The sequence below is a fragment of the Anaerococcus sp. mt242 genome (assembly GCF_016798225.1).
In the GTDB taxonomy this organism is placed as follows: Bacteria; Bacillota; Clostridia; order Tissierellales; family Peptoniphilaceae; genus Anaerococcus.
Genome location: NZ_JAEUYX010000007.1, coordinates 40,953 through 65,895, shown reverse-complemented (window position 1 = coordinate 65,895; position 24,943 = coordinate 40,953). Strand labels below are relative to the sequence as shown.

The window sequence follows — 24,943 nt, the reverse complement described above, 5'->3', positions numbered from 1 at the left end:
ACGCAGAGGATAGTTCCTCTGCGTTTTTAATTATCATTTTGTATATATGATTTTAATATATTGTATAATTTTGCCTGGTCTACTAGTGAAAGTGAATCAGCATCTACGTTATTTTCGATTATATACTCCTGACAAGCATCATATATTTTATTTAAATCATCGTATGTAAAGTCGTTTGTATCATAACCCATTTGCTTTAGACCATCACTAGCCATGGCATATATTTTTGCTTTTTCATCATCACTAAGATCATTAAATTCATTATTTTTAACATATTCTATGCCAGTACTTAGGTCATTATTTTCTATATCTGATTTTTGATTTTCTATATTATTATCTTGCCTATTAGTTTTGCATGATTTTGTATGTACCTTATCATCCAATGCATCTTCAATTTGTCGATCATTTTTTTCAATACTTTTTGGCCTATTATTTTCCCTGTAATTTATAAATCCTATTATGAGGGCTGCTGCTAAAAGTATAGCTAATATTTTCTTCAAAATAGCCTCCTTAGTTCTTATTAATGGCTATTATACCTTTTTTAGTTTTCAAAAAAACAATCGACCACATATAGGGTCGATTGTCATTAATAATTTTTTAAAGCTCTATCAATTCTTCGATCTGCTTCTCTTCTTTTTATAGTTTCACGTTTGTCGTATTGTTTTTTACCTTTGGCTAGAGCTAGTTCTAATTTTACTAGACCATCTTTTTCATAAACACTAATTGGCACTATAGTATAACCATCTTGAGTTTTTTTACCAATCAATGTATCTATTTCTTTTTTGTGAAGGAGTAATTTTCTGGTGCGCGTCGGATCAATTTTTTGATCGTAAGCTTCCTTAAATGGAGTTACGTGCATACCGTATATAAACATTTCTCCATTTCTATCTCCTACAAAGCTTTCCTTGATACTAACCTTGCCCTGTTTTATACTTTTTACTTCGCTTCCTTGCAATTCTATGCCTGCTTCATATTTTTTTTCTATAAAATAATCATGAAAGGCTTTCTTGTTGTTCGCTAACTGTTTCATCTTCCTCCAATAAATCAAAGTCAATATTTCTTTGATAAATATCGACATTGAGTACTCTTATTTTTACTTCGTCTCCAATAGAGTATATCTTCTTATTATCAACATTTACTGCTTTTAAACTTTCTTCTTGATATTCAAATCGGTGTGGTGAAAACTTGTACATAAATAATCCTTCCACCGTATTTTCAAGCTCTATGAAAATTCCAAAGTCTGTTACTGATGATATTGTACCGGTAAATTCATCTCCGATAAATCTACGCATATATTTACATTTCATCAAGTCTTCTACATCTCGTTCTGTATCTTCTGAGCGTCTTTCTGTCATAGATAGGTGTTCACTGGACTTTTCTAGACTCATCTCTAGACTTGCTTGATTAAATTTATTTAGTCTATTTTCAATATATGATTTTAAAAGTCTATGAACAATGAGATCTGGATACCTACGAATAGGGCTTGTGAAATGCGTATAAAATTCTGTGGATAATCCAAAGTGGATATCTCGCTTTTTGCTATATTTTGCCTTTTGCATTGTGCGCAGCATCAGCATATTTATAACATTTTCTTCATTTTCCCCTTCTACATCTTCTAGTATTCTTTGAAAATCTTTTGGGTGAAGTTCGTTTCCGCGGATATTATATCCCATTGTGTTTAGGGCGCGTTTAAATCCATCTAGTTTTTCTTTTGATGGTTGCTCGTGAATACGGTACATAAATGGGAAGTCCATATATCCAAATAGAGTTGCAACTGTTTCATTTGCTGCAAGCATAAATTCTTCTATCATCTTATTTCCTGAACCACGCTCATGTACGGAAATATTTAATACTTTGCCATCATCAGTTACATCGATTTGACTTTCTGTAAAGTTAAAGTCAATAGCTCCCCTATCTTCTCTTTTTCCTCTTAATATTTTGTGTAATTCATCAAATAAAAGTAACTTTTCTTTTAATATATCATCTTCATAGACACTTTCATCTTTTTCATCTATAAAATTATTTACATCATCATAAACTAATCTATAATCAGAGTTTATAACTGCTTTATAAAAGTCATTTGCTATTACCCTACCTTTTTTGTCTATGGTCATTTTTAATGATAGGGATAGTCTATCTACATTTGGATTTAATGAGCAAATACCATTTGATAATTCTTTTGGAAGCATTGGTATAACTACATTATATAAGTATGTAGAGTTGCCTCTATCATAAGCATCATTGTCTAAGGCTGTTCCTTTTTTTACATAATGGGATACATCTGCAATGTGTACGTATAAATCGTAATTGTCTCCATTTTTATCAATTGAAATAGCATCATCAAAGTCTTTTGAGTCCCTTCCATCAATTGTAACTGTAAATAGGTCTCTAAAATCTGTTCGATTTTCTATATCTTCTTCTTTTACTTCCTTATCTAGATATAAAACTTCTTTTTTTGTATCTTTTGAAAAAAGATAAGGTATTCCGTGTTGCGCTACTAAGGAATAGATATCAACATTTTTATCATTTTTATGACCGATAATATCTACAATCCTACCCTCAGGATTGCCTTTTTTTGGGAATTTGATAATTTCTGCTACTACCTTATCCTTATTCTTTGCATTTTTTGAAAGTTTTTTGTCTATATAAATATCATTACCAATTGATTTATTATCTGGAATTACAAAACCAAAACCCTTTGACTCTTGGTAAGAACCTACTATTTTAGTATTGCCACGTTCTATTATTTCTAAAACTCGTCCTTCAGCATTTTTTCCTTTTTCTCTAGCTTTTGTAATTTCAATTTTTACTCTGTCCCCATCAAAGGCCTTGTTTAGGTTATCTTTTGAGATAAATACATCTTTAAAATCTGTATTATCTGAAATAAAAAAACCATAACCAGATTGAGCTAGTTGAATCTTTCCTACTAGAGAAAGTTCTTCATCACTTAATGGCATTATGCGTTTTTTGTGGGAGATACGTAGTTTATTTTCTTTTTCAAGCTCTTTTAAGACATTATAAACTGCATTTCTTGTGTATTTATCAGCTTGTAAATATTTTTCAAGTTCTTTTATTGTAATAGGTTCATAATTTTCATCATTTACTATATTTAATATTAGTTCTTTTAGATTCATATCTTATCCTTTTCTATAAAAAAAGAGGCTAGATAGCTTAAGTCTATCTATAGCCCCTTACATAACTGCTAGCATTATGATACTTCCTAAGAAAAGTAATACTCCTCCAGCAATTACAACTTTATCTAACATTTCATTTTTAGTTCTATGAGCACTTCTACCAAATACGTTTGTTTCTTGGCCAGCTAGTGTTCCTAGTCCATCAGTTTTTGGATCTTGCATTGTTACAGACACTATAATTATTAGTGATGCAAGCATTAAAATAACTGCAAAGATATTTTCCATCTAGACACCTCCCATTTTCATCACTCTATATGATACCACAGGAAATGTCCTTTCGCAATTTTTAGTTTATAGATTAAGCTAGTAATATGATACCCAAATTTCTTTAAATAAAAAAGTAGGGATATTTTCCCTACTTTTTATTTTAATTAATCGTTAAATCTATCTTTTAGGTTGTAAAATGCTTTTAAACCTTTAAATTCTGCATTTTCCCAAAGTTCATCTTCGATTCTTAATAATTGGTTGTATTTTGCAACACGGTCAGTTCTTGATGGTGCACCTGTTTTGATTTGTCCAGCATTTACAGCTACTACTAAATCCGCGATTGTAACATCTTCTGTTTCACCAGATCTATGTGAAACTACAGCTGTGTATCCTGCTTGTTTTGCCATTTCGATAGCGTTTAGTGTTTCTGTTAGAGAACCGATTTGGTTAACTTTGATAAGGATAGAATTTGCAACATTTTCTTTGATACCTTTTTCAAGTTTTTCAGTATTTGTTACAAATAGGTCATCACCTACAAGTTGAACTTTTCCTCCAAGTCTTTCTGTAAGTTTTGCCCATCCTTCCCAGTCGTTTTCATCTAGGCCATCTTCGATTGAGATGATTGGATATTTATCAACCAAGCTTTCTAACCAGTCAATCATTTCTTCTTCTGAGTAAACTGTGCCTTCACCTTCTAGGTGATACTTTCCGTCTTCTTTGTTATAGAATTCTGAGCTGGCGCAGTCCATTGCTATAAATACATCTTTACCTGCTTCATAACCTGCTTTTGTAATAGCTTCAACTATGATTTCTAGAGCTTCTTCGTTTGATTTAAGGTTTGGTGCAAATCCACCTTCATCACCTACAGCTGTGTTGTATCCTTTTTCTTTAAGAACTGATTTTAAGCTGTGGAATACTTCTGTACCCATTTGTAATGCGTGTGAGAAAGTTTCTGCGCCTAGTGGGAAGATCATAAACTCTTGAATATCTACTGAGTTATCAGCGTGTTCACCACCATTTAGGATATTCATCATTGGTGTTGGTAAAAGTTTGGCATTTGGTCCACCAAGATAAGCATAAAGTGGAAGTCCTAATTCATCTGCTGCTGCTTTTGCTACTGCTAATGATACACCTAGGATAGCATTTGCACCAAGATTTCCTTTATTGTTTGTTCCATCTAGTTCAAGCATTCTGCTATCAACACCTACTTGGTCGGTAACATCATATACTAAAACTAATTCATCAGCTATTTTGTCATTTACATTTTCAACAGCTTTTAGAACTGATTTTCCTAGGAAGTAATCTTTATCTCCATCACGAAGTTCTACTGCTTCCCATTCACCAGTTGATGCACCAGATGGTACTGATGCGCGGCCGTATCCGCCTAGTTCTGTTTCAACTTCTACTTCTACTGTTGGATTTCCTCTTGAGTCGAGGATTTGTCTTGCATATACACTTGTAATTAAGCTCATTATTAATTCTCCTTATTATTTTCTATGATTTACCAATGCTTCAAAATCGTCTGCTTTTAGGCTTGCTCCACCTACTAGAGCTCCATCGATGTTTTCTTTTTCCATTAACTCTTTAACATTTGCTGGTTTTACAGAACCACCATATTGAATTCGAACCGCATCTGCTGCTTCTGTTGAGTAAAGATCCGATACAAGATTTCTAATAAATGCACACATTGCTTCTGCATCATCAGCTGATGCTGTTTTTCCAGTACCTATTGCCCAGATTGGTTCGTAAGCTATGATTAATTTTTTAATATCACTTTCGCTTATATCTTTAAGATCAGCTTCTAATTGTGCTTTTACTTTTTCTTCTTGTTTGTTAGCTTCTCTTTCTTCTAAAGATTCACCACAGCAAAGAATTGGTGTTAAGTCATGGTCAAAGGCTGATAATACTTTTTCATTGATTAATTTATCATCTTCGCCAAAGATATCACGACGTTCAGAATGACCTAGGATAACATATGTTGCTCCAATATCTTTTAGCATTGTTGGGGAAATTTCTCCTGTAAATGCTCCAGATTCTTCAAAGTACATATTTTGTCCACCAAATTCAACGTTAGTTCCTTCTAAAATCTCAGCTGCTATTGGTAGGTCTATGGCTGGTGTACAAACACCTGCTTCTACTTCATTATCTAAGTCTTTTTCTTTAATTTCAGTAAGTAAATTTTTAGCTTCACTTACTGTCATATTCATTTTCCAGTTTCCAACTATTACTGGTTTACGCATTATTACTCCTTATTTATCTTCAATTGCAGAAATACCTGGTAGGTCTTTTCCTTCTAAAAATTCTAAGCTTGCTCCACCACCTGTTGATACGTGGGTAATTTTATCTTTTAAATCTGCCATTTCTATTGCAAGTGCTGAGTCGCCACCACCAACAATTGTTGTTGCATCAGCTTCTGCTAGAGCGTGTGCTACTTTATTTGTACCATTTGAAAATTCTTTGATTTCAAATACGCCCATTGGCCCGTTCCATACAACAGTTTTAGAATCTTTAATTTTTTCTGCATAGATTTCTGCTGTTTTTGGTCCAATATCTAATGCTTCCTTATCATCTGGGATATTGTCAACATCTACAATTTCAGTTTCAACACCTGGAGCAATATCTTCAGCTATTACAACATCTACTGGTAATAATATTTCTACATTGTTTTCTTTTGCTCTTTCAAGTAATTCTAAAGAAAGATCCATCTTGTCTTCTTCAAGAAGAGATTTACCTATTTCTTTACCTTGAGCTTTTAGGAATGTGTAAGCCATGCCCCCACCAATAAGAATTGTATCTACTTTTGTAATTAAGTTTTCAATTACACCAATTTTATCAGAAACTTTAGCTCCACCAAGGATTGATACAAAAGGATGTTCTGGATTTTCAAGAGCTTTTCCCATGACATCTATTTCTTTTTCAATTAATAATCCTACTGCGGATGGCAAAATGCTAGCTACACCTACATTTGAAGCATGTGCTCTATGGCTTGTACCAAAGGCATCATTTACATATAAGTCAGCAAGAGAAGCTAATTCTTTTGCAAATGCTTCATCATTTTTAGTCTCACCAGCTACGTATCTAGTATTTTCTAATAAGGCAAGTTCGCCGTCATTAAGTTCATTAACTTTTTCTTTAACATTTTCGTCAACTACTTCATCAGCAGCTAAAAATTCAAATTTATCACCGTAGTGGTCAGATAACCAATTTGCAACTGGTTTTAATGAAAATTCTGGGTTAGCTTCACCGTTTGGTCTGCCTAAGTGACTAATTAAGATAACTTTTGCGTCGTTTTCTAATAAATAATCAATTGTAGGAAGAGCAGCTCTTATTCTTGAGTCATCTGCAATCTTACTTCTATCCTCTTTTGATAAAGGAACGTTAAAGTCTACTCTAACTAATACTTTTTTTCCATTTACATCTAGGTCTTTTAGTGTTTTTTTGTTCATAATTCACCTCAATAATAAAAGGGCAAGAGATAAATATCCCTGCCCTTTTCTATCTCTTAAAGTTTAGCTAAATAATCTAATGTTCTAACTAAGTTAGATACGTATCCTGCTTCGTTATCATACCAAGCAACTGTTTTTACTAATTGGCTGTCACCATTTTCTACAACTTTTGTAAGTTGTGAATCAAATACTGATCCTGCTGGGTAGCCAACGATGTCACTTGAAACAACATCTTCTGTTTCGTAAGCGAATGCATCAGATGAGTATTTTTTCATTGCTTCGTTTACTTCTTCTTCAGTAACTTTTTTCTCAAGTACTGAGTAAAGTTCTGTAATTGATCCTGTGATAACTGGTACTCTTAAAGCAGTACCATCAATTTTACCTTCTACTTCTGGAAGTACTTTACCTACTGCTTTTGCAGCTCCTGTTGAAGCTGGGATTGTATTTTGAGCAGCTGCACGTCCACCTCTAAGGTCTTTTTTAGAAGCTGGTGTATCTTGGATAGCTTGTGTTGCTGTATATGCGTGGATTGTAGACATTTGTCCTGTTACAAATCCAAATTCTTTTACAAGTACGTTTACCATAGGTGCTAAACAGTTTGTTGTACAGCTTGCTGCTGATACTACTGTTTCTGATCCATCTAAAGTTTCATGGTTTACACCGTAAACGATAGTTTTCATATCACCTTTACCTGGTGCAGAGATTAGAACTTTTTTAGCTCCTGCTTTTAAGTGAGCTTCTGCTTTTTCTTTTTCTGTGAAGAAACCTGTACATTCTAGCACAACATCAACATCAAGGTCTCCCCATGGTAGGTCTTCTGGATTTCTTTCAGCAAAGATTTTGATTTCTTGGCCATTTACTTTAAAGCCCTCTTCTGTTTGTTCAAAATCTCCAGTAAATCTTCCTTGTGCTGTATCATATTTGAAAGCATAAGCTAGACCATCTTTATCAATAAGGTCATTAATTGCTACTACTTGGATATCATCTTCTACTTCAGAAATTCTTCTAAGTGTAAGACGACCGATTCTACCGAATCCATTAATTGCTACTCTAGTTGTCATTATTGCCTCCTATATTCTTTCTAAAAGTTTTTACAATAATATTTTACTAAATTATAGGACATTGTCAATAGTTTACCAGACTTGTCCTTCAAGGTATCTGTTTGCTACAACAGCAGCTGTACAGCCATCGCCTGCAGCAGTCACCATTTGTCTGACAGACTTTTCACGATTGTCACCTACTGCAAAAACTCCTTCGATATTTGTTTTCATATCGCTATCAGTAACTATATACCCATAATTCATATCAATTTGATCTTTGAATATATCTGTTTGTGGAATATATCCTACAAATATAAATACCCCTATTGGGTCATTATCATCACTTTTTAGCTCTTTTTTCTCCCCAGTTTTTACATTTTCTATAATAAGAGAAGTAGTTTCCTTATCTCCCCTTATTTCATTTACTACAGAATCCAGTTCGAATTTTATTTTTTCATTTGCACGTGCCTTATCTACAACAACTTGGCTTGCTCTAAACTCATCACGTCTGTGGATAATAGTTACAGATTTTCCAAATTTTGTAAGATATATCGCTTCTTCTACTGCACTATCCCCACCACCTACAACAAATATATCTAGTCCATTATAAAATGGACCATCGCAAGTAGCACAATAAGAAACACCCATATTTGCAAATTCACTTTCACCAGGGACTTCAAGTTTTCTATGGCTTGCTCCAGTTGAAATAATTATTACTTTTGCTTCTAGGGTTTTGCCATCATCTGTGTGAACTTTTTTAACTTCTCCCTCTAGCTCAACACTAGTAACATTTGTAGTTAAAAATTCACAATATTCTTTTGCTTGATCATACATCCTATCTGATAGACCCATGCCTGTTGCATCTTCCATAGATCCAGGGTAGTTATCTACAAATGCTGTTGTCGCAATTTGTCCACCTGGTATATTTTTTTCAATTATAAGTGTTTTTAATTTTGATCTACCAGCATAAAGTCCTGCAGTAAGACCTGCTGGACCTGCTCCTAAAATTATAATATCGTACATATTCTCTCCTAAAAATTAAAATTATTTTGCCTTAAGGCTTCGTATAAAACTATATTTACTGAATTGGCCAAGTTTAAAGACCTATCTATCTTTTTAGTCATAGGGATAGTAATTATTTTTTCTTTATATTTTTCTAGAATACTTGAATTTATACCTTCTTTTTCCCTACCAAATATTAAAAAATCATTATTATTAAAAGAAATATCAGAATACTTTGTATCTGTACCTGTCTCTACTAAATAAAAATTTTTATCTTTGATAAAATCTAAAAATTCCTCCATACTATCATGAATAGTAAGATTTACCTTATCCCAATAATCAATTCCAGATTTTTTTAAGGCCTTATCTGAAAAATCAAATTTAAATGGCCTTACTAAGTGTAAATTAGACTCGGTTAATACACAAGTTCTTCCAATATTTCCAACATTCCCAGGATATTCTGGGGCTAATAAAACTATATTAAGCACTTGGATTTTCCTTATTATATTCTAAAATTATTTCTGCTGCTTCACTAATGCCGCCATTATCATTATCTGCTACAACATAATCGGATATTGATTTTACTTTTTCGTTACCATTGCCCATAGCAAATCCAATTTTGGCATTTTCAATCATTGGCAAATCATTATAAGAATCTCCAATTGCAGCAACTTCATCAACTTTTATACCCAAAAATTCTATTAGTTCTTTTATACCTTCCCACTTATTAACATGGGGTTCCATGATTTCTATTGCACCTGGACCAGAAGAAGTTATATAAAGTATATGATTAAATTTTTCTTTTATTATTTCTACTGCTTCTTCTTCGCCATAAGGATGGCTACTTAAACATCCGATTAATATCTTATAGGCTAATTTTTTTCTTTCTTTCAGATTCTTAATGGGATCGTCTGTAATAGAAATATTGCATTGGTAGTTTAAACCATAATCATTATCAATTTTTAAATGTCTTATCCTGTCTTCATCAAGTCTATTTGAATAAAAAGTATCTTCATCATAAAAATGATATATAAATTTGTGTTCCTGGCAAAAGTCTACTAATTCTTTAAGATGGTCATCTTTAAGTGGATATTGCTTTAAAATTTTATTATTTGCCATAATCAAGGCTCCATTAGTTGCCACCATGGGATTATCTTCTCCAAGATCTTTTGTAGCAAATTTAATAGATGACATTACCCTGCCACTTGTTAAAACTGTTTTTACACCAGATGCATTTAATCTTAAGATGGATTCTTTCGTAGATGGATCTATTTTATCATCAGTATTTAAAAGTGTACCATCCATATCAATTGCAAAAAGTTTAATCATTATCTCTCCTATAATATAAACATAACTTATTCAAATTGCATTCTTCACAGAGTGGTCCTCGCGCCTTACAGATTGCTCGGCCGTGGGTAATAAGCCTTTTATGTGTTATATTCCACTCATTTTCTGGCACATTTTCTGTAAGCTGCATCTCTGTTTGACTAACATTCTTTGCCTCAGCTAGACCTATTCTATTAGCTACTCTAAAAACATGAGTGTCTACTGCAAAGGCTGGGATGTCAAATGCATTTGCAAGAACTACATTTGCTGTTTTATTGCCTACTCCAGGTAACTTTATTAGTTCACTTTTCTGTTTAGGAACTTCACTATTAAAATCTTCAAGCAAAATTTGACTGGTTGCTTTTATATTTTTTGCTTTATTTTTATATATTCCAATAGATTTTATCCAGTTTTCTAAAACTTTAATATCCATCTTAACAAAATCTTTTGGAGTATTTGCCTCTTTAAATAGTTCAGATGTTACTGCATTTACTCTTTTATCAGTACTTTGAGCTGAAAGCATAGTTGCAATTAGCGCTTCAAAAGGAGTTTCAAAGTGTAACAGATTTTTGTTTGGATCCTCATACATTTTAGATAAAATGTCTAAAACCTCTCGAATTTCTTTTTTCTTTAAAATAATATCACCTTATCCTCTTTTAATACTATACTATTTTTTAAGATTATATTTATTAAAACTTCTTAAAATGGTATAATAAGTCATTAGATATGGAGTGATTGAATGTTTAATATAAAGAAAAAAAATTTAAAAGATTTGGATTTGATTTTGCTTTTCGCAACACTTATCCTAAGTATTTATGGTCTAGTAATTCTATACTCGGCCTATGGAGGAGATTTTGATTCTATAAAGATGCAAATAGCATCGACCCTTTTAGGTTTTGTACTAATTGGTATTTTTTGTACTATTGATTTGGAAGTATTAAAACGATTTTACCTATGGATTTATGGAATAGGTCTTGGCTTATTGATTTTAACCTTAATATTTGGACGAGGCCTTGATGAATGGGGTGCAAAATCGTGGGTTTATATAGGATCATTTTCCTTCCAACCATCTGAATTTGTAAAAGTAGGGCTTATATTTGCTTTTGCAGCTTATCTAGATCAGAACAAATATCAAATAAATGAGCCAAAAAAACTTATACAAGCTTTAATATTTGTTGCTGTACCTGTAGGACTAATCCTACTTCAACCAGATTTTGGAACTGCAATGGTATTTTTATTTTTCATCGCTGCTATGCTTTTTGTAGCAGGCTTGTCTTGGAAATGGATTTTGTTCTTTGCAGTGGGTGGTATAACTGTTGGATACTTAGTTTTATCAAATCTATCTGGTTATAGAGCCGATAGAATTCAAAACTTTTTGGACCCAGCAAGAGATACATCTGGATCTAATTGGCAACAACAACAAGGAATGATAGCAATTGGATCTGGAATGCTAAAAGGCCGTGGATATTTAAATGGTACTCAATCCCAATATGGATATGTTCCAGAAAAAGAAACTGACTTTATTTTTTCAGTTTTGGCTGAGGAATTAGGATTCATAGGAGCAATATTATTAGTATTGTTATTTACAATTATTATTCTAAGACTAGCTAGACTTGCTAAAAAATCTAATAATACTTTTATTTCATTAATGGTAACAGGCATCGCAGCCATGCTATTTATTCATATTTTTGAAAATATAGGTATGACAATTGGCCTAATGCCAGTAACTGGTATCCCACTTCCATTTTTATCAGCTGGAGGTACTTTTCAATTAATATGCTTAATTATGATTGGACTTGCCTTATCAGCATCTATGCAAAAATCATACAAGGATGATGATATCTTGGATTATGAAACTATAAAAGTTATCGATCCAAACAAGATTCGCACATCTAAAAAGAGAGAAATTAAAAACACCGCAACAAATTAGTTTGCGGTGTTTTTTTCATCTCGTATTTTTTTATCCTTAACCATTTTTGTCTTAGAAAATTCTTCTCTTTCCTTTTCTTCTATCAAGGATGATATTGTTTTTATTCTCTCTTCGGTTTTTGGTATTTGTACTTTTTCTAGAGAATTAACTTTTTTACTAGTTTTTTTTATTTGCCTATCAAGGTTATTAATTGTAGTATCTAGCTCGGCTAACTTATAAATTTTATATTTAAGTTCATTAAATGATAGCAATGCCACATCAAAGGCTTCGTTTGTTTCATAAAATGAATAAGAAAGATTTAGCATAGTTGGTACAAAGTTTATATCATAAACCTTTGTTTGCATAAATTCGCTTTCTTTTAACTCTATACTATTATCTACTGGAACAATTCTTGAAATATCATCAAGTTTTGACTCACCCATGGTTACCATAGCTTTTTTGAAATTTCTGCTAACTTTTTTGATAGTATCATTTACATCATCATTTAGTTTATCTCTTTGTTTAATTTTGCTATCATGGGCTTGTATTAAAGCTTTTCTTGATTTATCAAGAATATCAAGACCACCCTTAAGTAAATTTAAGTGGTCTTTAGCTGCAATTAAATTTGCCTTAGTAGGGGCAGTTGATTTTATTTCCATTTTACTTACCTATAAATTTATCTAGGTTTTCTGGACTTACCCTGTGTAGTTCTGTCCTTGGAAGAATACTTAAAATCTCCCAACCTAGATCTAAACTTTGGTCAAGTTCTCTATTTTCAGTTGGATCTTGAGATAAGAATCTTTTTTCGAATTCATCTCCAAATTCTAGATATTTTTTATCAATATCTGATAAGTCATCTTCTCCAACAATTTGGGCAATATTTCTTACTTCACCAACGTGAGAATATGATTCATAAATTTGGTTCATTAAATCTTCATGGTCAGCACGTGTATACCCTTCACCAATACCATCTTTCATAAGACGAGAAAGTGAAGGTAGTACATTTATTGGTGGATAGATTCCTTTATTAAATAATCCCCTATCAATTACTATTTGTCCCTCAGTGATGTAACCTGTAAGGTCAGGAACTGGGTGAGTAATATCATCATTTGGCATAGTTAAAATTGGAATAAGTGTAACAGATCCATTTACATCACGAATCATACCAGCTCTTTCATAAAGAGTAGCAAGATCAGAATATAGATATCCTGGATAACCCTTACGAGATGGCACTTCTTGTCTGATAGATGAAACTTCACGTAAAGCTTCTGAATAAGAAGTCATATCAGTGATAATTACTAAAACGTGATAGCCTTTTTCATATGCTAAGTATTCAGCTGCGGTTAATGCACATTTTGGCGCTATTAATCTTTCCATAATTGGGCTATCAGCTAGATTTTGATACATTACTACTTTATCACGGACTCCTGCTTTATTAAAGGCATCTTCAAAAAACATAGCTTCATCTTTTTTTATTCCCATAGCGGCAAATACAAAGGCAAAGTCTTCATCAGTTTTTAGTTTTGCTTGTCTTACTATTTGAGCTGCTATTTGATTATGTGATAGTCCATATCCCGAGAATATTGGTAGTTTTTGACCACGTATTAGGGTTGTAAGTGTATCTATTGCTGAAATACCTGTTTGTATAAAGTCTCTTGGGTACTCACGAGCCACTGGATTTAGTGGTTCACCTTCTACTGAATAATTTTTTTCAGCATAGATATCTCCACCATTGTCAATTGGACGAGCAAGTCCATCAAATGTACGACCAAGTATTTTCTCACTTAGTGGAATAGCGAGTGGTTTTTCTTCAAATGATATCACTATATCATCTAGTGAAAAATCTTGAGTATTACCAAAAACTTCTATAGATATAGTATCATCATCTATCTTTACAACTTGTCCTACAAAGTCCATTCCTAATGCATGAACAGAAACTACGGCATTGTAGGTTACATCTGCTACTTTTTCAATTTCTATGATTGAGGATTCGATTCTTTTAACTTTTGTATATTCTTTACGCATTAATATTCTCCTCCCCTAAGTCCTAAGAAATGTGATTCTAGTTTATTATTTAAAACTGTAAATTTATCTAGCTCATCATTTTTAATGGTGTATTTCATTTGAGTAATGTCATTTATAAGTTCTGAGTTATAAGTTTTACTATATGGTACACCATTTTCAATTGCTTCTGCTGATTTATGATAATAATTTCTAATTACATTTAGCATTTCAATTTGTTTATCAAGTGGCACGTATTTATCAGTATCATTGTAGGCATTTTGTTGTAAAAATCCTACTCTGATAAGTTCAGATACATCTAAAATATTTCTTTGAGCATCTGATAGAGCATCCTTACCTACAAGCATAAGGATAGAACGCACTTCGTCTTCTTGTAAAAGTACATTCATAAGTTCATTACGAACTGCAATAATATCTTCTCCAGTTTTTTCTTGATAGTATGATCTAATGGTATCAACATAGTTTGAATAAGATGTTAACCAGTTAATTGCTGGATAGTGACGTGAATATGCTAATTTTCTATCTAGACCTAAGAATACATTTACAGACCTTCTTGTATTTTCTGTAACTGGTTCTGAGAAGTCTCCACCTGATGGTGAAACCGCACCAATTAGGGTAACTGATCCTTCTGATCCATTTAAGTTTGTAAAGTATCCTGCTCTTTCATAGAACTGAGAAAGTCTTGATCCAAGATATGCTGGATATCCTTCTTCTGCTGGAATTTCTTCCAAACGACCAGAGATCTCTCTTAAAGCTTCTGCCCATCTAGATGTAGAGTCAGCCATCAAGGCTACGTGATATCCCATGTCTCTAAAGTATTCTGCAATTGTAATACCTGTGTAGATTGAAGCTTCACGGGCAGCTACTGGCATATTTGATGTATTTGCAATAAGAATTGTACGCTCCATCAACCCATAACCTGTATTTGGGTCAATAAGCTCTGGGAATTCTTCTAGTACTTGAGTCATCTCGTTTCCACGTTCACCACAACCGATATAGATAATAATATCAGCATCTGCGTATTGAGCAAATTGGTGTTGAAGCATAGTTTTTCCAGTACCAAATCCACCTGGGATTGCTACTGTACCACCCTTAGCTACTGGGAAAAATACATCAAGGACTCTTTGCCCTGTATTTAATAATAACTCAAGCGGTCTAACTTTTTTAACTGGACGAGGATTTCTTACTGGCCAATATTGATAAAGTTTTAATTCTTCTTCTTCGCCCTTATTTGTCTTTACTTTTACTATTGTATCTTCTAATTTATAAGTCCCTGATGGTTTTACATCAGTGATCTCACCCTCTACTGTAGACATAAGTCTATGTTCGATGGTTTTTGTTTCCATAATTGTGGCATAAATATCTCCAACATTTATAGTGTCGCCTACAGAAACCTTGATTTCTACTTCCCAAGATTTTTCTTCATCCAAGTTTTCAAAACCAATTCCTGAGGGAATAAAAGCACCATTTTCATCCATAATTTTTTGTAGTGGACGTTCGATACCATCAAACATATTTTTAAGTAGGCCTGGTCCAAGTCTTACAGAAAGTGGTCTACCTGTTGAAACTATCTCTTCATTTGCAGCAAGTCCAGATGTATCTTCATAAACCTGGATAGTAGCATTATCACCATCTACAGATATAACTTCACCAATAAGTTTAAGTTTACCTACAGAAACCATCTCACGAATTTTAAGTGAGCTTGCATTTTTTGCTACAACTACTGGACCATTTATTGTTTTAATTATTGGATTCATTAAAACTCTCACTTTCAAACAGATTATATAAAGTTCTGCCTATATCGTATTGTTTTTCTTCGATTTTTTTTAGATAAGTTTGGTTATATTGGAATGATCCATCTTTTGCTTTTAAAATAAATCCACCAATATACTCATCATCCAAAGTACCAATATTAGGATAGTTTACTAAATTCTTGTCCTCTTCTCTTAACAAAATATCAAAATTATCAACGCTTTCATTTAATTCGTTAAGTACTTTTTCTATATTTTTTGCCAGAGAATTTTTATATTCATCTGTTTTTGTATACTCTTTAAGCTTATCTTTAACTTCTCCCACCAAGTCATTAAGGAGAGATTCTTTATGAGCGTAAAAATTTGTCTTTTGTTCTTCTTCAAGTTTTGATACTCTCTCGTTTCCACGAATTGTTGCAAAACTTCTACGATTTTCTAAAGTTGATTTTAGCTCTTTTTCAAGACTTGCTTTTTTCTCATCAATTTGTTCACTATTTATATTTGTAGAATTGTATAATTCTTCGTTACTTCTTGCTTTTTCTTCATCCCAAACCATTTTTCTAAAGGTTCTTAGTTTTTGATTTATATCAAGCATAATACCTCCAATTAACCATCAATGACTACAATTAAAGGAGCCCCTTCACTAAGCCTATGAGTTCTAACATCTTCTTCAATCCATGATTCTACTGTTTTAGTTAAAATTAGAACTGCAAGATCATTATCTTTTAATGAAGCCTTAAAATCTTCATAGGCCTCATCAGGCTCAGTAACTAGCTTTCCTTCAATAGACCCAAGTCTAAACATTACAATAAGACTTGGGTCGTTAGTTAATATTTTTGCCTTCATTTTATGCGTATAAAATAAGGATTGAGATGATAACACCGAAGATTGCGATACCTTCAGCAAGACCTACGAAGATGATTGTACGTCCTAATATTGATTGGTCTTCTGAGATTGCTCCAAGTGCTGCAGAACCTACTGTACCTACTGCATAACCTGTACCAATTGTTGCAAGACCTGTTGATAAAGCAGCACCAATATATTTTAATCCTTCAGCGCTTGTTGCTGCTGTAGCTGCTGCAGCATCAGTTGCGGCTGCTTTTGCATTTACTGGTAAAAGTAAAACTACAATCATTGCCATAAGTGGTACAAATGTTGTTAAGTTTATCTTTAGCGCTTTTTTAATTTTTTCTTTTGATGGGTCTTCATTTGTTCTTAATAGATAAATACCTGAATAAATTGTAATAACTACTACTGCTAGTGCTAATAATCCTATGTTTTTAATCATAACTTTTCCTTTCCATTTAGTTATTAATTTTTTTTCTACCGATTGGTCTAAATAAGCGACCGTTACCTTCATAATACTTGCTAAACATTTCATAAAATTCTAGTCTTAGACCTTGGATAAATACTATCATTCCTTCTAGACCGATAATTAATGCATTACCTAGAATTAGAATTATGAAACCAATTATGCCTCCACCCGCAAGCTTGGCCATTACTTCAAAGGCCATATATAAACCAACGTGGTTTATAGCAAAGGCACCTACCCTTGTAAAGGATACTAAATTTGAGAAAACTGAAAGAAGTGCTTCTATGATAGAGAATGAACTTTCTACATAGTAATCGCCTTTTGATTGATCGTAAAGTCGTTTTTTACCTTCAAGTTTTCTTGCTATAGGTTGTTTAAATACCATCATGACAATGGAAGCTATTAATAAAATTAATCCCACTGGCATTGGTATTGGGCTTATGTTTACTATATTTAACACGATGATGATAAATGAAAGCATCATCATAAGTCCTGCCAAACCTTCCTTGCCAAATATACCTTCTTCAATATTATGTTGTTTTGAAACTTTATTGTAGACCCCTATTAAATAAGAAATTACCATAAGTCCCACACCAAAGGCTACAGAAGCAATTAGAACAGTCATAATATTATCAAATGGTTTGATAAGTAAAGCTGGAATTAAGTCTTCGCGTCCAAAGAATGAACCATACATAAGTCCAAAAAACGAAGCAGATATCCCTATTCGCTTGATTAAACCGCCAAAAACTTTATTTTTCTTTGACAGCCACAAACCTATAGCTATAAATACTAAACCTTGGCCCAAGTCCCCAAACATTAATCCATATAATAATAAATATGTGATTGCAAAAAATGGAGTCGGGTCAACTTCATCATAGTTTGGTGCACCATACATATTAACTAAAAACTCAAAAGGTTTAAATAATGAATTATTTTTAAGCCTTGTTGGTGGTGCCTCACTAGTTTCTTCAACTTTTTTGGTTGATAAAACTGTATCTTCATATTTATTTTCTAAAGATTTAAATTTATCAACTTCAGATTCTGGAACCCAACCTGATAAATAAAAATATTTATCACCTTGAGCCATATTGCTTTTTAAATCCTCTGCTTTTTGAGCATAATCTAGTGAATAAGCAATATTGTTCATAACATCTTTATATTGCTTATCAAGTTCATTTATCTCAAGATTTATATTATTTAACTCAGCATTTACACTTGCGTATTCTCGATCTATATTTTTTATATCAATATCTTCTGGAATTTCATTATCTATAAATCCAAGAGTGTTTATAGAACGAGATACATCTTTTTTAACTTTCTCTGGATAAACAAGCAAATAACTTTCTTCATTTCTATTATTTTGCTTATTATCATTTTTTTTAGGTTTCTTCTTTTTATCTTCAACCATAATATCTTTTTTTACAATTTTAGTATCTGAATACTTATCCTCAAGACCTTTGATATTCTTAAGATCAGATTCAGGAACTAAAGCTGAGAAATAAAAGTATTTATCTCCAAAGGCCATGCTATTTTGATAGTCGCTTGCACTTTGTTCATAATTTAAATTATAAGATAAATCCTTGATTACATCTTGATATTCATTGCTTAATCGATTAATCTCATCGTTTAATGATTCTAGTTTCTCGTCTATTTGTGCAATTTCATTATCAATATTTTTGTAATTACTGTCCTCAGGAATAGTATTTTCTACAAAACCTAGAGTATTGATAGTTCTATTTAAGTCTTTGCTAACTTTTTTTGGATAAACCATCAGATAACTTTGTTTTTCAAGTAGGTCTTGGTTGTCGATATTAGGTATTTTTTTTATTTTTTGTTTAGAATTATTTATATCTGTCAAATTATCCTCATAAGTGTCTCCAATAATATCTGCATCTAAAAAATTATTTTTTTCTTTTTGCAACTTATTATCTTTAAAGACTTTACTTTTTAACTTTTCCCCTACATCATCTTTAACATTTTGGGCTTGAATTTGTAGATAATCGCCAGTATTTTCCAATCTGATATTATTAAAATTTTGATTACCTGCCATTTTCATATACCTCTTATCTAACTTTCAGAATTAACTAAGAAGTCTACTATCTTATCAACAACTTCATCCTTATGTTTACTATAAGTATCATTCATGTTGTTAATTCTTGACTGATAGTCTGCATTGATTTTATTTTCTCTATCTGAAGCGCCTTGCATAATATCATTATAAATTTGATTTGATTCATTTTTTGTTTTTAAACTATATTCTTGATCAAGTTTTAGAGAAACATTGCGAGCATTTTCTCTTTCATTTTCTAAAACTTGATTTGTTTTTTCATTTAAGTTATAAGTTGCTTCATCAATTGCATAAATTTCATCTAATGCATTTAAGCTTGCACGATCTACATTCTCATCCAAATGGATAATTAAAGATGGGATATTTTCGTAGTTATTTTTTAGGATAAAACGACCATCTTCAGTAACTACTCCATATCTATAATCAAAATATTTTAAATTTTGAATTTTATCGATATCGATATCGTATTGTTTAAGTAAGTCTACATTCTTTTTATAGACTTCAAGCTGTTTTGATTTTTCTTCTAGTTCTGTTTTTTTGTCTAATAAAACTTTAAGTTTATCATAAAGTTCATCGACTCTTTCATGGTCAAGTAATTGTCCATTTTCTGAGTTACTATCAATGCCTAGAGAATTTTTCATCTCTTCAAGCTTGTTAATAAACCCATCATCATTTCTGTCAAATCCTGATAAGTTATTGATATCTTCAGTAATGTCAACATTTTCAGCACTAGCTGTTATGTTAAAATTCCTGTTTGTAATTTGATTAAATGAATCAAGTGGCTCGATATCACCAATTTTGATCACATCTTCCAAAAAACTGTCCAGGTTTTTTTTATCGGATATCATATTTACCAGGTACATTTTTTCTACTGCCATTATTACCTCACTATTAGATATTCCATTGCTTCTTCTACTGTGAAACTGTCATCAACTTCTAAAAGGGCTTCGATATTTTCTTCGCTGATAAACATTATATTCATTGCAGAAATCACGTATAGGATATCGCACTCTTGTTTAGTTATTTCACCATAATAGAGTTTTAATTCCCTTTTTCTGATTTCTTTATGAGTATGGGTGTAATCATCGAAAATATGTTTGTACTTACTATCACTCATTTTTTCGAGAAAATCTATCTTTGACATTTCTGCTAATTCCTTTAGCCTTTGTCCATTATATGTATTTCCTCCTGCAATAAGGTAGTTGAAAACATCGCCGTCATTTCTATTGTAATATGATTTTAGTCTATAAAGCATCTCAAAATTAAGCAAATTAATTTCTTCACCTAGGAATTTTTCTATTTGCTTGCGTTCTTTGCTATTAAATTTTTTAGCAAGTTTTAATAAATTACGATAATAAAATTTGATTAAAGCATTTGAAGATAAAAATATTATAGACTCTGCCTCCATATTTTCATTTAAAAATGGAAGCAAAATTCTATAATACTTGCTAGATTTATTCATATTTACAAAAGATTCTAGATCCATGTCCTCTGTCAAAATAAATTCTTTTGATAAAGGACTAGCTGTAAAGCTTACATAGTTTCTTTTGTAGTTTTTATTTACTAGTGATTCTATAACTTCTTGCAAAAATAATATTTCATATTTTGAGAAGTATAAGTTGAAAAATTCACTTTCAAGTCCGCGTAAAAAGTAATCAATGCTTTTTAGTTCACTAAACATATAGTTGAAATTATCAGCTTCTAGGGCTCTTTTATTTTTCCTGTTATCAATTTCAGGATAAGCTTTTGAAAGAATATCAATTTTTTTGTCTATATTGCTTTCATTTGCTAAGGCTAAATATAATTCGTTATCTGGGAGTCTTCCCATTTTTGCCTTGGCTTTTACTAATACATCTCTCATTTATCGCCTCTTTTCTCCCTACAGAAAAATAATATCACTTATAACTTTTCTTTAAAAGGATAATAAATAGTTTGTATTATCCATAAATGATTTGATAATTAATTTACCAAGTCCCCTGATATAGTAAACGATGTATGATCTGTGATTTTTACATTTACAAATTCACCTATTAATTCTTTCGGTGCTTTTACGTGAACTAATTTGAATGTATCAGTCCTACCTGTTAAAATTTCAGGATTATTTTTTGATTCTGATTCTAATAAAACTTCTACAGTTTTTCCAACATACTCTGCATTCTTTTCGTTAAACATTGGATATAGTTCATCTAAAAGTCTTTGGAATCTGTCTTGAACTATTTCATCATCTATTGTTGGGTATTTTGCTGCAACTGTTTTTGGTCTTGGTGAGTATTTAAAAGTATAAGCTGAGTCAAAACCAACTTTTTTGCATGCTTCAACTGTTTTTTGAAAATCTTCTTCTGTTTCTGTAGGAAAACCTACAATTATATCTGTAGAAAGGGCAATGCCTGGAATCTCTTCTTTTAATTTGTTTGCTCTTTCTAAGTATTTTTCTATTGTATAATGACGGTTCATTTTCTTTAATACTTCATCTGATCCTGATTGCATTGGTAAGTGGAAGTAGTTACAAATGTTGTCATTATTTCGCATTACTTCAATTAGCTCATCTGATAAATCTTTTGGATGGCTTGATGTAAATCTAAGTCTTTTTACACCTGGAATTTTAGCAACTCTTGCTAGTAACTCTGGAAAAGTAAAGTCATAGTCTGTGTTGTTTCCATATGAGTTTACATTTTGTCCAAGCAGAGTAAATTCTTTAAAGCCTTGAGAGACTAAATACTCTATTTCTTCAATAATTGAATACGGACGTCTAGATTCTTCTCGTCCACGTGATTCTGGAACTATACAATAAGTACAATAATTATCGCATCCGCGCATAATATTTACATAGGCTTGGAAATCATTGGTGGAATTATATTTTTCGAAATCATCTTTTACTGCATCTGTAGAAATATCTATAACTCTTTCACCTGTTTCAAGATATCTAAATATCAAATCAGAAAGTGAATTAATATTTTTTGTACCAAAAATAATATCTACCTCTGGATGCTTATCTATTATTACTTGTCGAGCTTCTGTGGTTTGCATCATACATCCAGATACTGAAATGATTTTTTCTGGGTGTTCTTTTTTTAATCTTTTTAGGGATGAGACTTGACCATACAGTTTTAACTCAGCATTTTCACGAACTAAGCAAGTATTAAATAAAATAAAGTCAGCTTCTTCCCTATTATCTGTATATGTGTATCCTAAATCTTCAAGAATATATGAGATACGCTCAGAATCATGTTCATTCATCTGGCAACCAAATGTGGTTATATTGTAAGTTTTATTCTTAAAATATTCTTTGTATTTTTCTTTTTGTAAACTTTGCATTATATCCTCACTTAAAAAAAGAAGATGATCGAAATCATCTTCTTTAATTTTTAATTTTATTTATAGATTAATATTCTATTTCTTCTTCATTTTCATCAACATCATCGATTTCATCGGCTGGTTGATCAAGATTTTCTTCATCTTCAAGTGTTACGATGTCTTCATCAACTACTTCATCGTCTAGCTTTTCAGCTTCTGTAGCTAATTCTTCGTTAACTTCTTGATCAAGATTTTCTTCTGGAGCTTCAACAGAATCGAAATCATCAATTACATTGTCAACTTCTGAGTCTTCAGAGATTAAATCAGATGAACCTTGTGCAAATAGAGCTTGTTCTAATAAGTTACCAAGGTTGTTGTTTAGATCAGCATCTGAGCTAAAGTTATTTGAGTTAGATCTTTCAGCTTTTCTTCTTGGTCTGTTGTTATTAGTATTTTCTCTTTTCTCACGTCTAGGTTTTCTTTCTGGTCTTTCTGGAGCTTCTTCAAGTTGTTTGATTGATAGACCAATTTTTTCTTCTTCATTATCTAATGAAATAATTTTAACTTGGATTTCATCTCCTACATTTAATTCATCAGATGGTTTTTCTACATGGTCCCAAGAAATTTCTGAAACGTGTACTAGTCCTTCTACGCCATCAGCTACTTCTACGAAAGCACCAAAGTCAAGTAAGTTTACAACTTTACCTGTTACTACATCACCTACTTCGTGTTCATTTACAAATGAATCGAACGGTTTATCTAGTAGTTGTTTACGACCTAGAGAAATTCTATTTTTTTCTTTGTTTAATTTTAATATTTTAACTTCGATAGTATCTCCAACGTTAAGTACATCTGATGGAACTTCTACTCTAGTCCATGCAATGTCTGAAACGTGAAGTAAACCATCAAGTCCATTTACTTCTACGAAAGCACCAAAGTCTGTAAGTCTTGCAACTTCACCTTCAAGTACTTGACCTTCTTCAAGTTCATCCCATCTTTCGTCAAGTTCTTCTTCAAGAACATCTTTACGAGATAAAACTAATCTATTTTTTCTTTCATCGATTGAAACAATTTTTAAATCCCATGTTTCACCAACAAATTTTTTGAAGTTTTTAACAAAGTATGTTGCAACTTGGCTAGCTGGTACAAAACCACTTACTCCTTCAACATCAACTGTAAGTCCACCTTTGTTAAAGCCTGAAACTGTACCTGTTACTAATTCTTCGTTTTCGAATTTTTCAGCAAGTTCTTTCCAAACTTTCATTCCTTGAACTCTTCTTGTTGATAGAGCTACGTTTCCTTCACCATCATCTAGTTTAATAACATAAACATCAATGTCTGTTCCTACTTCAAAATGATCTTTAGGATTTTCTTGTTCTTCTTCTGTCATTTCGTCAAGTTTAATGATACCATCTGCACGGTATTGGATATCAACAAAAACTTCATCATCTTTTACATCGATAACTGTTCCTGTGATAACATCTTTTGGATATACCTTTTTTAAACTATCCTCAAGACTATTCATAAAATCTTCTTTTGTAAATTCGTCCATTTTACTAACTACCTCCTCAATAATCTCATCAGGTGTGGATGCACCTGCGATTATTCCAATTTTTTTAAATTCCGAGAGCTTTTGCAAAGGTAGATCTTTAACAGTCTCAATCCTAAAAACATTTTTGTTATACAAACTCACTACTTGATATAGCTTGTTAGTATTAGAACTATTAAAACCACCAACTACAATCATGCAATCAACTTCCTTTGACAACTCTGCTGCTGATTGTTGTCTAAGCTTAGTTGCGTTGCATATTGTGTTTTCTATCACAACACTACCATTATTTTCTTTGAGCGTATTTGCAATATCATAGTAAAAATCAGCTCTATTTGTAGTTTGACTTACAACATAGAGTGGTTTTTCACTTTTAATATTTTTTGCTTCAGTCTCATCATCTACTATTATACCATTTTTTAAATAAGAGTCCATAGCAATTATCTCAGGGTGATCAGGGTCCCCTACAATAATAACTTGGTATCCTTCTTTCTCTTTTTCTGTTATTTTTATATATATATTTCCTAGGACCGGACAAGTCGCATCAAGTATTTCATTTCCATTATCTAAGAGTGCTTGTTTAAACTCAGCACTTTCTCCATGGGCACGAATTACAATTAATGAATCCTTTATTTTAAGAGCTTGCTCTTTAGTTAAAACTTTTAATCCTTGACTTTCTAACTTTTCTACTAATTGTGGGTTATGAATTAGCGGTCCAACTGTATATTTATCTCTTTTGCTATCTAGGGCTTCATGAGCTAGATCAACAGATCTTTTTACCCCAAAACAAAATCCAGAATTTTCTGCTATAATTATTTCCATT

At 32.0% G+C, this 24,943-nt stretch carries 24 protein-coding genes; 1 reads left to right on the top strand and 23 read right to left on the bottom strand.

Annotation, left to right across the window (positions count from 1 at the left end; genetic code table 11):
• Positions 1-26: 26 nt before the first annotated feature.
• The 12 genes from JNO63_RS04770 to nth form a co-directional block, all read right to left on the bottom strand.
• On the bottom strand, positions 27-500 hold the full coding sequence (locus JNO63_RS04770; protein ID WP_203127354.1) for a hypothetical protein: 474 nt from the start codon (positions 498-500) through the stop codon (positions 27-29).
• A gap of 86 nt (positions 501-586) precedes the next feature.
• The gene (gene smpB / locus JNO63_RS04765; RefSeq protein ID WP_203127353.1) at positions 587-1,030 is read right to left on the bottom strand and encodes an SsrA-binding protein SmpB; all 444 of its coding nucleotides are present in this window, start codon (positions 1,028-1,030) and stop codon (positions 587-589) included.
• Complete coding sequence (gene rnr, locus JNO63_RS04760) at positions 993-3,134, bottom strand: ribonuclease R (protein ID WP_203127352.1); 2,142 nt, start codon at positions 3,132-3,134, stop codon at positions 993-995. Before rnr ends, smpB begins: the two co-directional genes overlap by 38 nt.
• A gap of 57 nt (positions 3,135-3,191) precedes the next feature.
• Positions 3,192-3,419 carry a preprotein translocase subunit SecG gene (secG, locus tag JNO63_RS04755; RefSeq protein WP_203127351.1) on the bottom strand — a complete coding sequence of 76 codons (228 nt, stop codon included), beginning with the start codon at positions 3,417-3,419 and terminating at the stop codon, positions 3,192-3,194.
• Positions 3,420-3,565: 146 nt separating this feature from the next.
• Complete coding sequence (gene eno, locus JNO63_RS04750; RefSeq protein WP_203127350.1) at positions 3,566-4,873, bottom strand: phosphopyruvate hydratase; 1,308 nt, start codon at positions 4,871-4,873, stop codon at positions 3,566-3,568.
• A 15-nt stretch (positions 4,874-4,888) separates the two neighbouring features.
• On the bottom strand, positions 4,889-5,641 hold the full coding sequence (gene tpiA, locus JNO63_RS04745) for a triose-phosphate isomerase (protein WP_203127349.1): 753 nt from the start codon (positions 5,639-5,641) through the stop codon (positions 4,889-4,891).
• Between the two features lie 9 nt (positions 5,642-5,650).
• Positions 5,651-6,847, bottom strand: coding sequence for a phosphoglycerate kinase (locus JNO63_RS04740; protein WP_203127348.1), 1,197 nt, complete (start codon positions 6,845-6,847; stop codon positions 5,651-5,653).
• A 56-nt stretch (positions 6,848-6,903) separates the two neighbouring features.
• A complete protein-coding gene (gene gap, locus JNO63_RS04735) occupies positions 6,904-7,908 on the bottom strand; it encodes a type I glyceraldehyde-3-phosphate dehydrogenase (RefSeq protein ID WP_203127347.1) in 1,005 nt (334 codons plus the stop codon).
• A gap of 72 nt (positions 7,909-7,980) precedes the next feature.
• Entirely contained in the window at positions 7,981-8,910 is a 930-nt protein-coding gene (trxB, locus tag JNO63_RS04730) for a thioredoxin-disulfide reductase (protein ID WP_203127346.1), read from the bottom strand.
• Positions 8,911-8,918: 8 nt separating this feature from the next.
• On the bottom strand, positions 8,919-9,377 hold the full coding sequence (locus JNO63_RS04725; protein WP_203127345.1) for a TrmH family RNA methyltransferase: 459 nt from the start codon (positions 9,375-9,377) through the stop codon (positions 8,919-8,921).
• Positions 9,370-10,218 carry a Cof-type HAD-IIB family hydrolase gene (locus JNO63_RS04720; protein WP_203127344.1) on the bottom strand — a complete coding sequence of 283 codons (849 nt, stop codon included), beginning with the start codon at positions 10,216-10,218 and terminating at the stop codon, positions 9,370-9,372. Before JNO63_RS04720 ends, JNO63_RS04725 begins: the two co-directional genes overlap by 8 nt.
• On the bottom strand, positions 10,211-10,855 hold the full coding sequence (nth, locus tag JNO63_RS04715) for an endonuclease III (protein WP_295885597.1): 645 nt from the start codon (positions 10,853-10,855) through the stop codon (positions 10,211-10,213). Before nth ends, JNO63_RS04720 begins: the two co-directional genes overlap by 8 nt.
• A 99-nt stretch (positions 10,856-10,954) precedes the next feature.
• Here nth and rodA point away from each other — a divergent pair, with 99 nt between their 5' ends.
• Positions 10,955-12,145 (top strand): rod shape-determining protein RodA, encoded by a 1,191-nt coding sequence (gene rodA, locus JNO63_RS04710; protein WP_203127342.1) that lies wholly within the window; start codon positions 10,955-10,957, stop codon positions 12,143-12,145.
• Here rodA and JNO63_RS04705 read toward each other — a convergent pair.
• From JNO63_RS04705 to JNO63_RS04655, 11 genes are all read right to left on the bottom strand, one after another.
• Complete coding sequence (locus JNO63_RS04705) at positions 12,142-12,783, bottom strand: V-type ATP synthase subunit D (RefSeq protein ID WP_203127341.1); 642 nt, start codon at positions 12,781-12,783, stop codon at positions 12,142-12,144. The two genes, rodA and JNO63_RS04705, sit on opposite strands and share 4 nt — an antisense overlap.
• Before the next feature lies 1 nt (position 12,784).
• The gene (locus JNO63_RS04700; protein ID WP_203127340.1) at positions 12,785-14,149 is read right to left on the bottom strand and encodes a V-type ATP synthase subunit B; all 1,365 of its coding nucleotides are present in this window, start codon (positions 14,147-14,149) and stop codon (positions 12,785-12,787) included.
• Entirely contained in the window at positions 14,149-15,903 is a 1,755-nt protein-coding gene (locus JNO63_RS04695; RefSeq protein WP_203127339.1) for a V-type ATP synthase subunit A, read from the bottom strand. Before JNO63_RS04695 ends, JNO63_RS04700 begins: the two co-directional genes overlap by 1 nt.
• The gene (locus JNO63_RS04690; RefSeq protein ID WP_203127338.1) at positions 15,887-16,492 is read right to left on the bottom strand and encodes a V-type ATP synthase subunit E; all 606 of its coding nucleotides are present in this window, start codon (positions 16,490-16,492) and stop codon (positions 15,887-15,889) included. The genes JNO63_RS04695 and JNO63_RS04690 overlap by 17 nt, the downstream gene beginning before the upstream one ends.
• Before the next feature lie 11 nt (positions 16,493-16,503).
• Entirely contained in the window at positions 16,504-16,743 is a 240-nt protein-coding gene (locus JNO63_RS04685) for a V-type ATP synthase subunit F (protein ID WP_203127337.1), read from the bottom strand.
• Between the two features lies 1 nt (position 16,744).
• The gene (locus JNO63_RS04680; RefSeq protein WP_203127336.1) at positions 16,745-17,185 is read right to left on the bottom strand and encodes an ATP synthase subunit C; all 441 of its coding nucleotides are present in this window, start codon (positions 17,183-17,185) and stop codon (positions 16,745-16,747) included.
• A 16-nt stretch (positions 17,186-17,201) separates the two neighbouring features.
• On the bottom strand, positions 17,202-19,265 hold the full coding sequence (locus tag JNO63_RS04675; RefSeq protein ID WP_238390476.1) for a V-type ATP synthase subunit I: 2,064 nt from the start codon (positions 19,263-19,265) through the stop codon (positions 17,202-17,204).
• An 11-nt stretch (positions 19,266-19,276) separates the two neighbouring features.
• Positions 19,277-20,155, bottom strand: a complete 879-nt coding sequence (locus JNO63_RS04670) for a hypothetical protein (protein WP_203127335.1) — start codon at positions 20,153-20,155, stop codon at positions 19,277-19,279.
• A gap of 2 nt (positions 20,156-20,157) precedes the next feature.
• A complete protein-coding gene (locus JNO63_RS04665) occupies positions 20,158-21,138 on the bottom strand; it encodes a V0D/AC39 family V-type ATPase subunit (protein ID WP_203127334.1) in 981 nt (326 codons plus the stop codon).
• A gap of 98 nt (positions 21,139-21,236) precedes the next feature.
• Complete coding sequence (gene miaB, locus JNO63_RS04660) at positions 21,237-22,592, bottom strand: tRNA (N6-isopentenyl adenosine(37)-C2)-methylthiotransferase MiaB (protein ID WP_203127333.1); 1,356 nt, start codon at positions 22,590-22,592, stop codon at positions 21,237-21,239.
• Positions 22,593-22,659: 67 nt separating this feature from the next.
• Positions 22,660-24,942, bottom strand: a complete 2,283-nt coding sequence (locus JNO63_RS04655) for a bifunctional 4-hydroxy-3-methylbut-2-enyl diphosphate reductase/30S ribosomal protein S1 (protein WP_203127332.1) — start codon at positions 24,940-24,942, stop codon at positions 22,660-22,662.
• Position 24,943: the final 1 nt, after the last annotated feature.

Coding starts and splice junctions, on each gene's coding strand:
- miaB (WP_203127333.1), bottom strand. CDS start 22,592: ATGCAAAGTTTACAAAAAGAAAAATACAAAGAATATTTTAAGAATAAA.
- JNO63_RS04680 (WP_203127336.1), bottom strand. CDS start 17,185: ATGATTAAAAACATAGGATTATTAGCACTAGCAGTAGTAGTTATTACA.
- JNO63_RS04655 (WP_203127332.1), bottom strand. CDS start 24,942: ATGGAAATAATTATAGCAGAAAATTCTGGATTTTGTTTTGGGGTAAAA.
- tpiA (WP_203127349.1), bottom strand. CDS start 5,641: ATGCGTAAACCAGTAATAGTTGGAAACTGGAAAATGAATATGACAGTA.
- smpB (WP_203127353.1), bottom strand. CDS start 1,030: ATGAAACAGTTAGCGAACAACAAGAAAGCCTTTCATGATTATTTTATA.
- JNO63_RS04695 (WP_203127339.1), bottom strand. CDS start 15,903: ATGAATCCAATAATTAAAACAATAAATGGTCCAGTAGTTGTAGCAAAA.
- eno (WP_203127350.1), bottom strand. CDS start 4,873: ATGAGCTTAATTACAAGTGTATATGCAAGACAAATCCTCGACTCAAGA.
- JNO63_RS04700 (WP_203127340.1), bottom strand. CDS start 14,149: ATGCGTAAAGAATATACAAAAGTTAAAAGAATCGAATCCTCAATCATA.
- secG (WP_203127351.1), bottom strand. CDS start 3,419: ATGGAAAATATCTTTGCAGTTATTTTAATGCTTGCATCACTAATAATT.
- JNO63_RS04685 (WP_203127337.1), bottom strand. CDS start 16,743: ATGAAGGCAAAAATATTAACTAACGACCCAAGTCTTATTGTAATGTTT.
- JNO63_RS04690 (WP_203127338.1), bottom strand. CDS start 16,492: ATGCTTGATATAAATCAAAAACTAAGAACCTTTAGAAAAATGGTTTGG.
- JNO63_RS04740 (WP_203127348.1), bottom strand. CDS start 6,847: ATGAACAAAAAAACACTAAAAGACCTAGATGTAAATGGAAAAAAAGTA.
- JNO63_RS04720 (WP_203127344.1), bottom strand. CDS start 10,218: ATGATTAAACTTTTTGCAATTGATATGGATGGTACACTTTTAAATACT.
- rnr (WP_203127352.1), bottom strand. CDS start 3,134: ATGAATCTAAAAGAACTAATATTAAATATAGTAAATGATGAAAATTAT.
- JNO63_RS04670 (WP_203127335.1), bottom strand. CDS start 20,155: ATGGCAGTAGAAAAAATGTACCTGGTAAATATGATATCCGATAAAAAA.
- JNO63_RS04665 (WP_203127334.1), bottom strand. CDS start 21,138: ATGAGAGATGTATTAGTAAAAGCCAAGGCAAAAATGGGAAGACTCCCA.
- rodA (WP_203127342.1), top strand. CDS start 10,955: ATGTTTAATATAAAGAAAAAAAATTTAAAAGATTTGGATTTGATTTTG.
- JNO63_RS04705 (WP_203127341.1), bottom strand. CDS start 12,783: ATGGAAATAAAATCAACTGCCCCTACTAAGGCAAATTTAATTGCAGCT.
- trxB (WP_203127346.1), bottom strand. CDS start 8,910: ATGTACGATATTATAATTTTAGGAGCAGGTCCAGCAGGTCTTACTGCA.
- JNO63_RS04675 (WP_238390476.1), bottom strand. CDS start 19,265: ATGAAAATGGCAGGTAATCAAAATTTTAATAATATCAGATTGGAAAAT.
- gap (WP_203127347.1), bottom strand. CDS start 7,908: ATGACAACTAGAGTAGCAATTAATGGATTCGGTAGAATCGGTCGTCTT.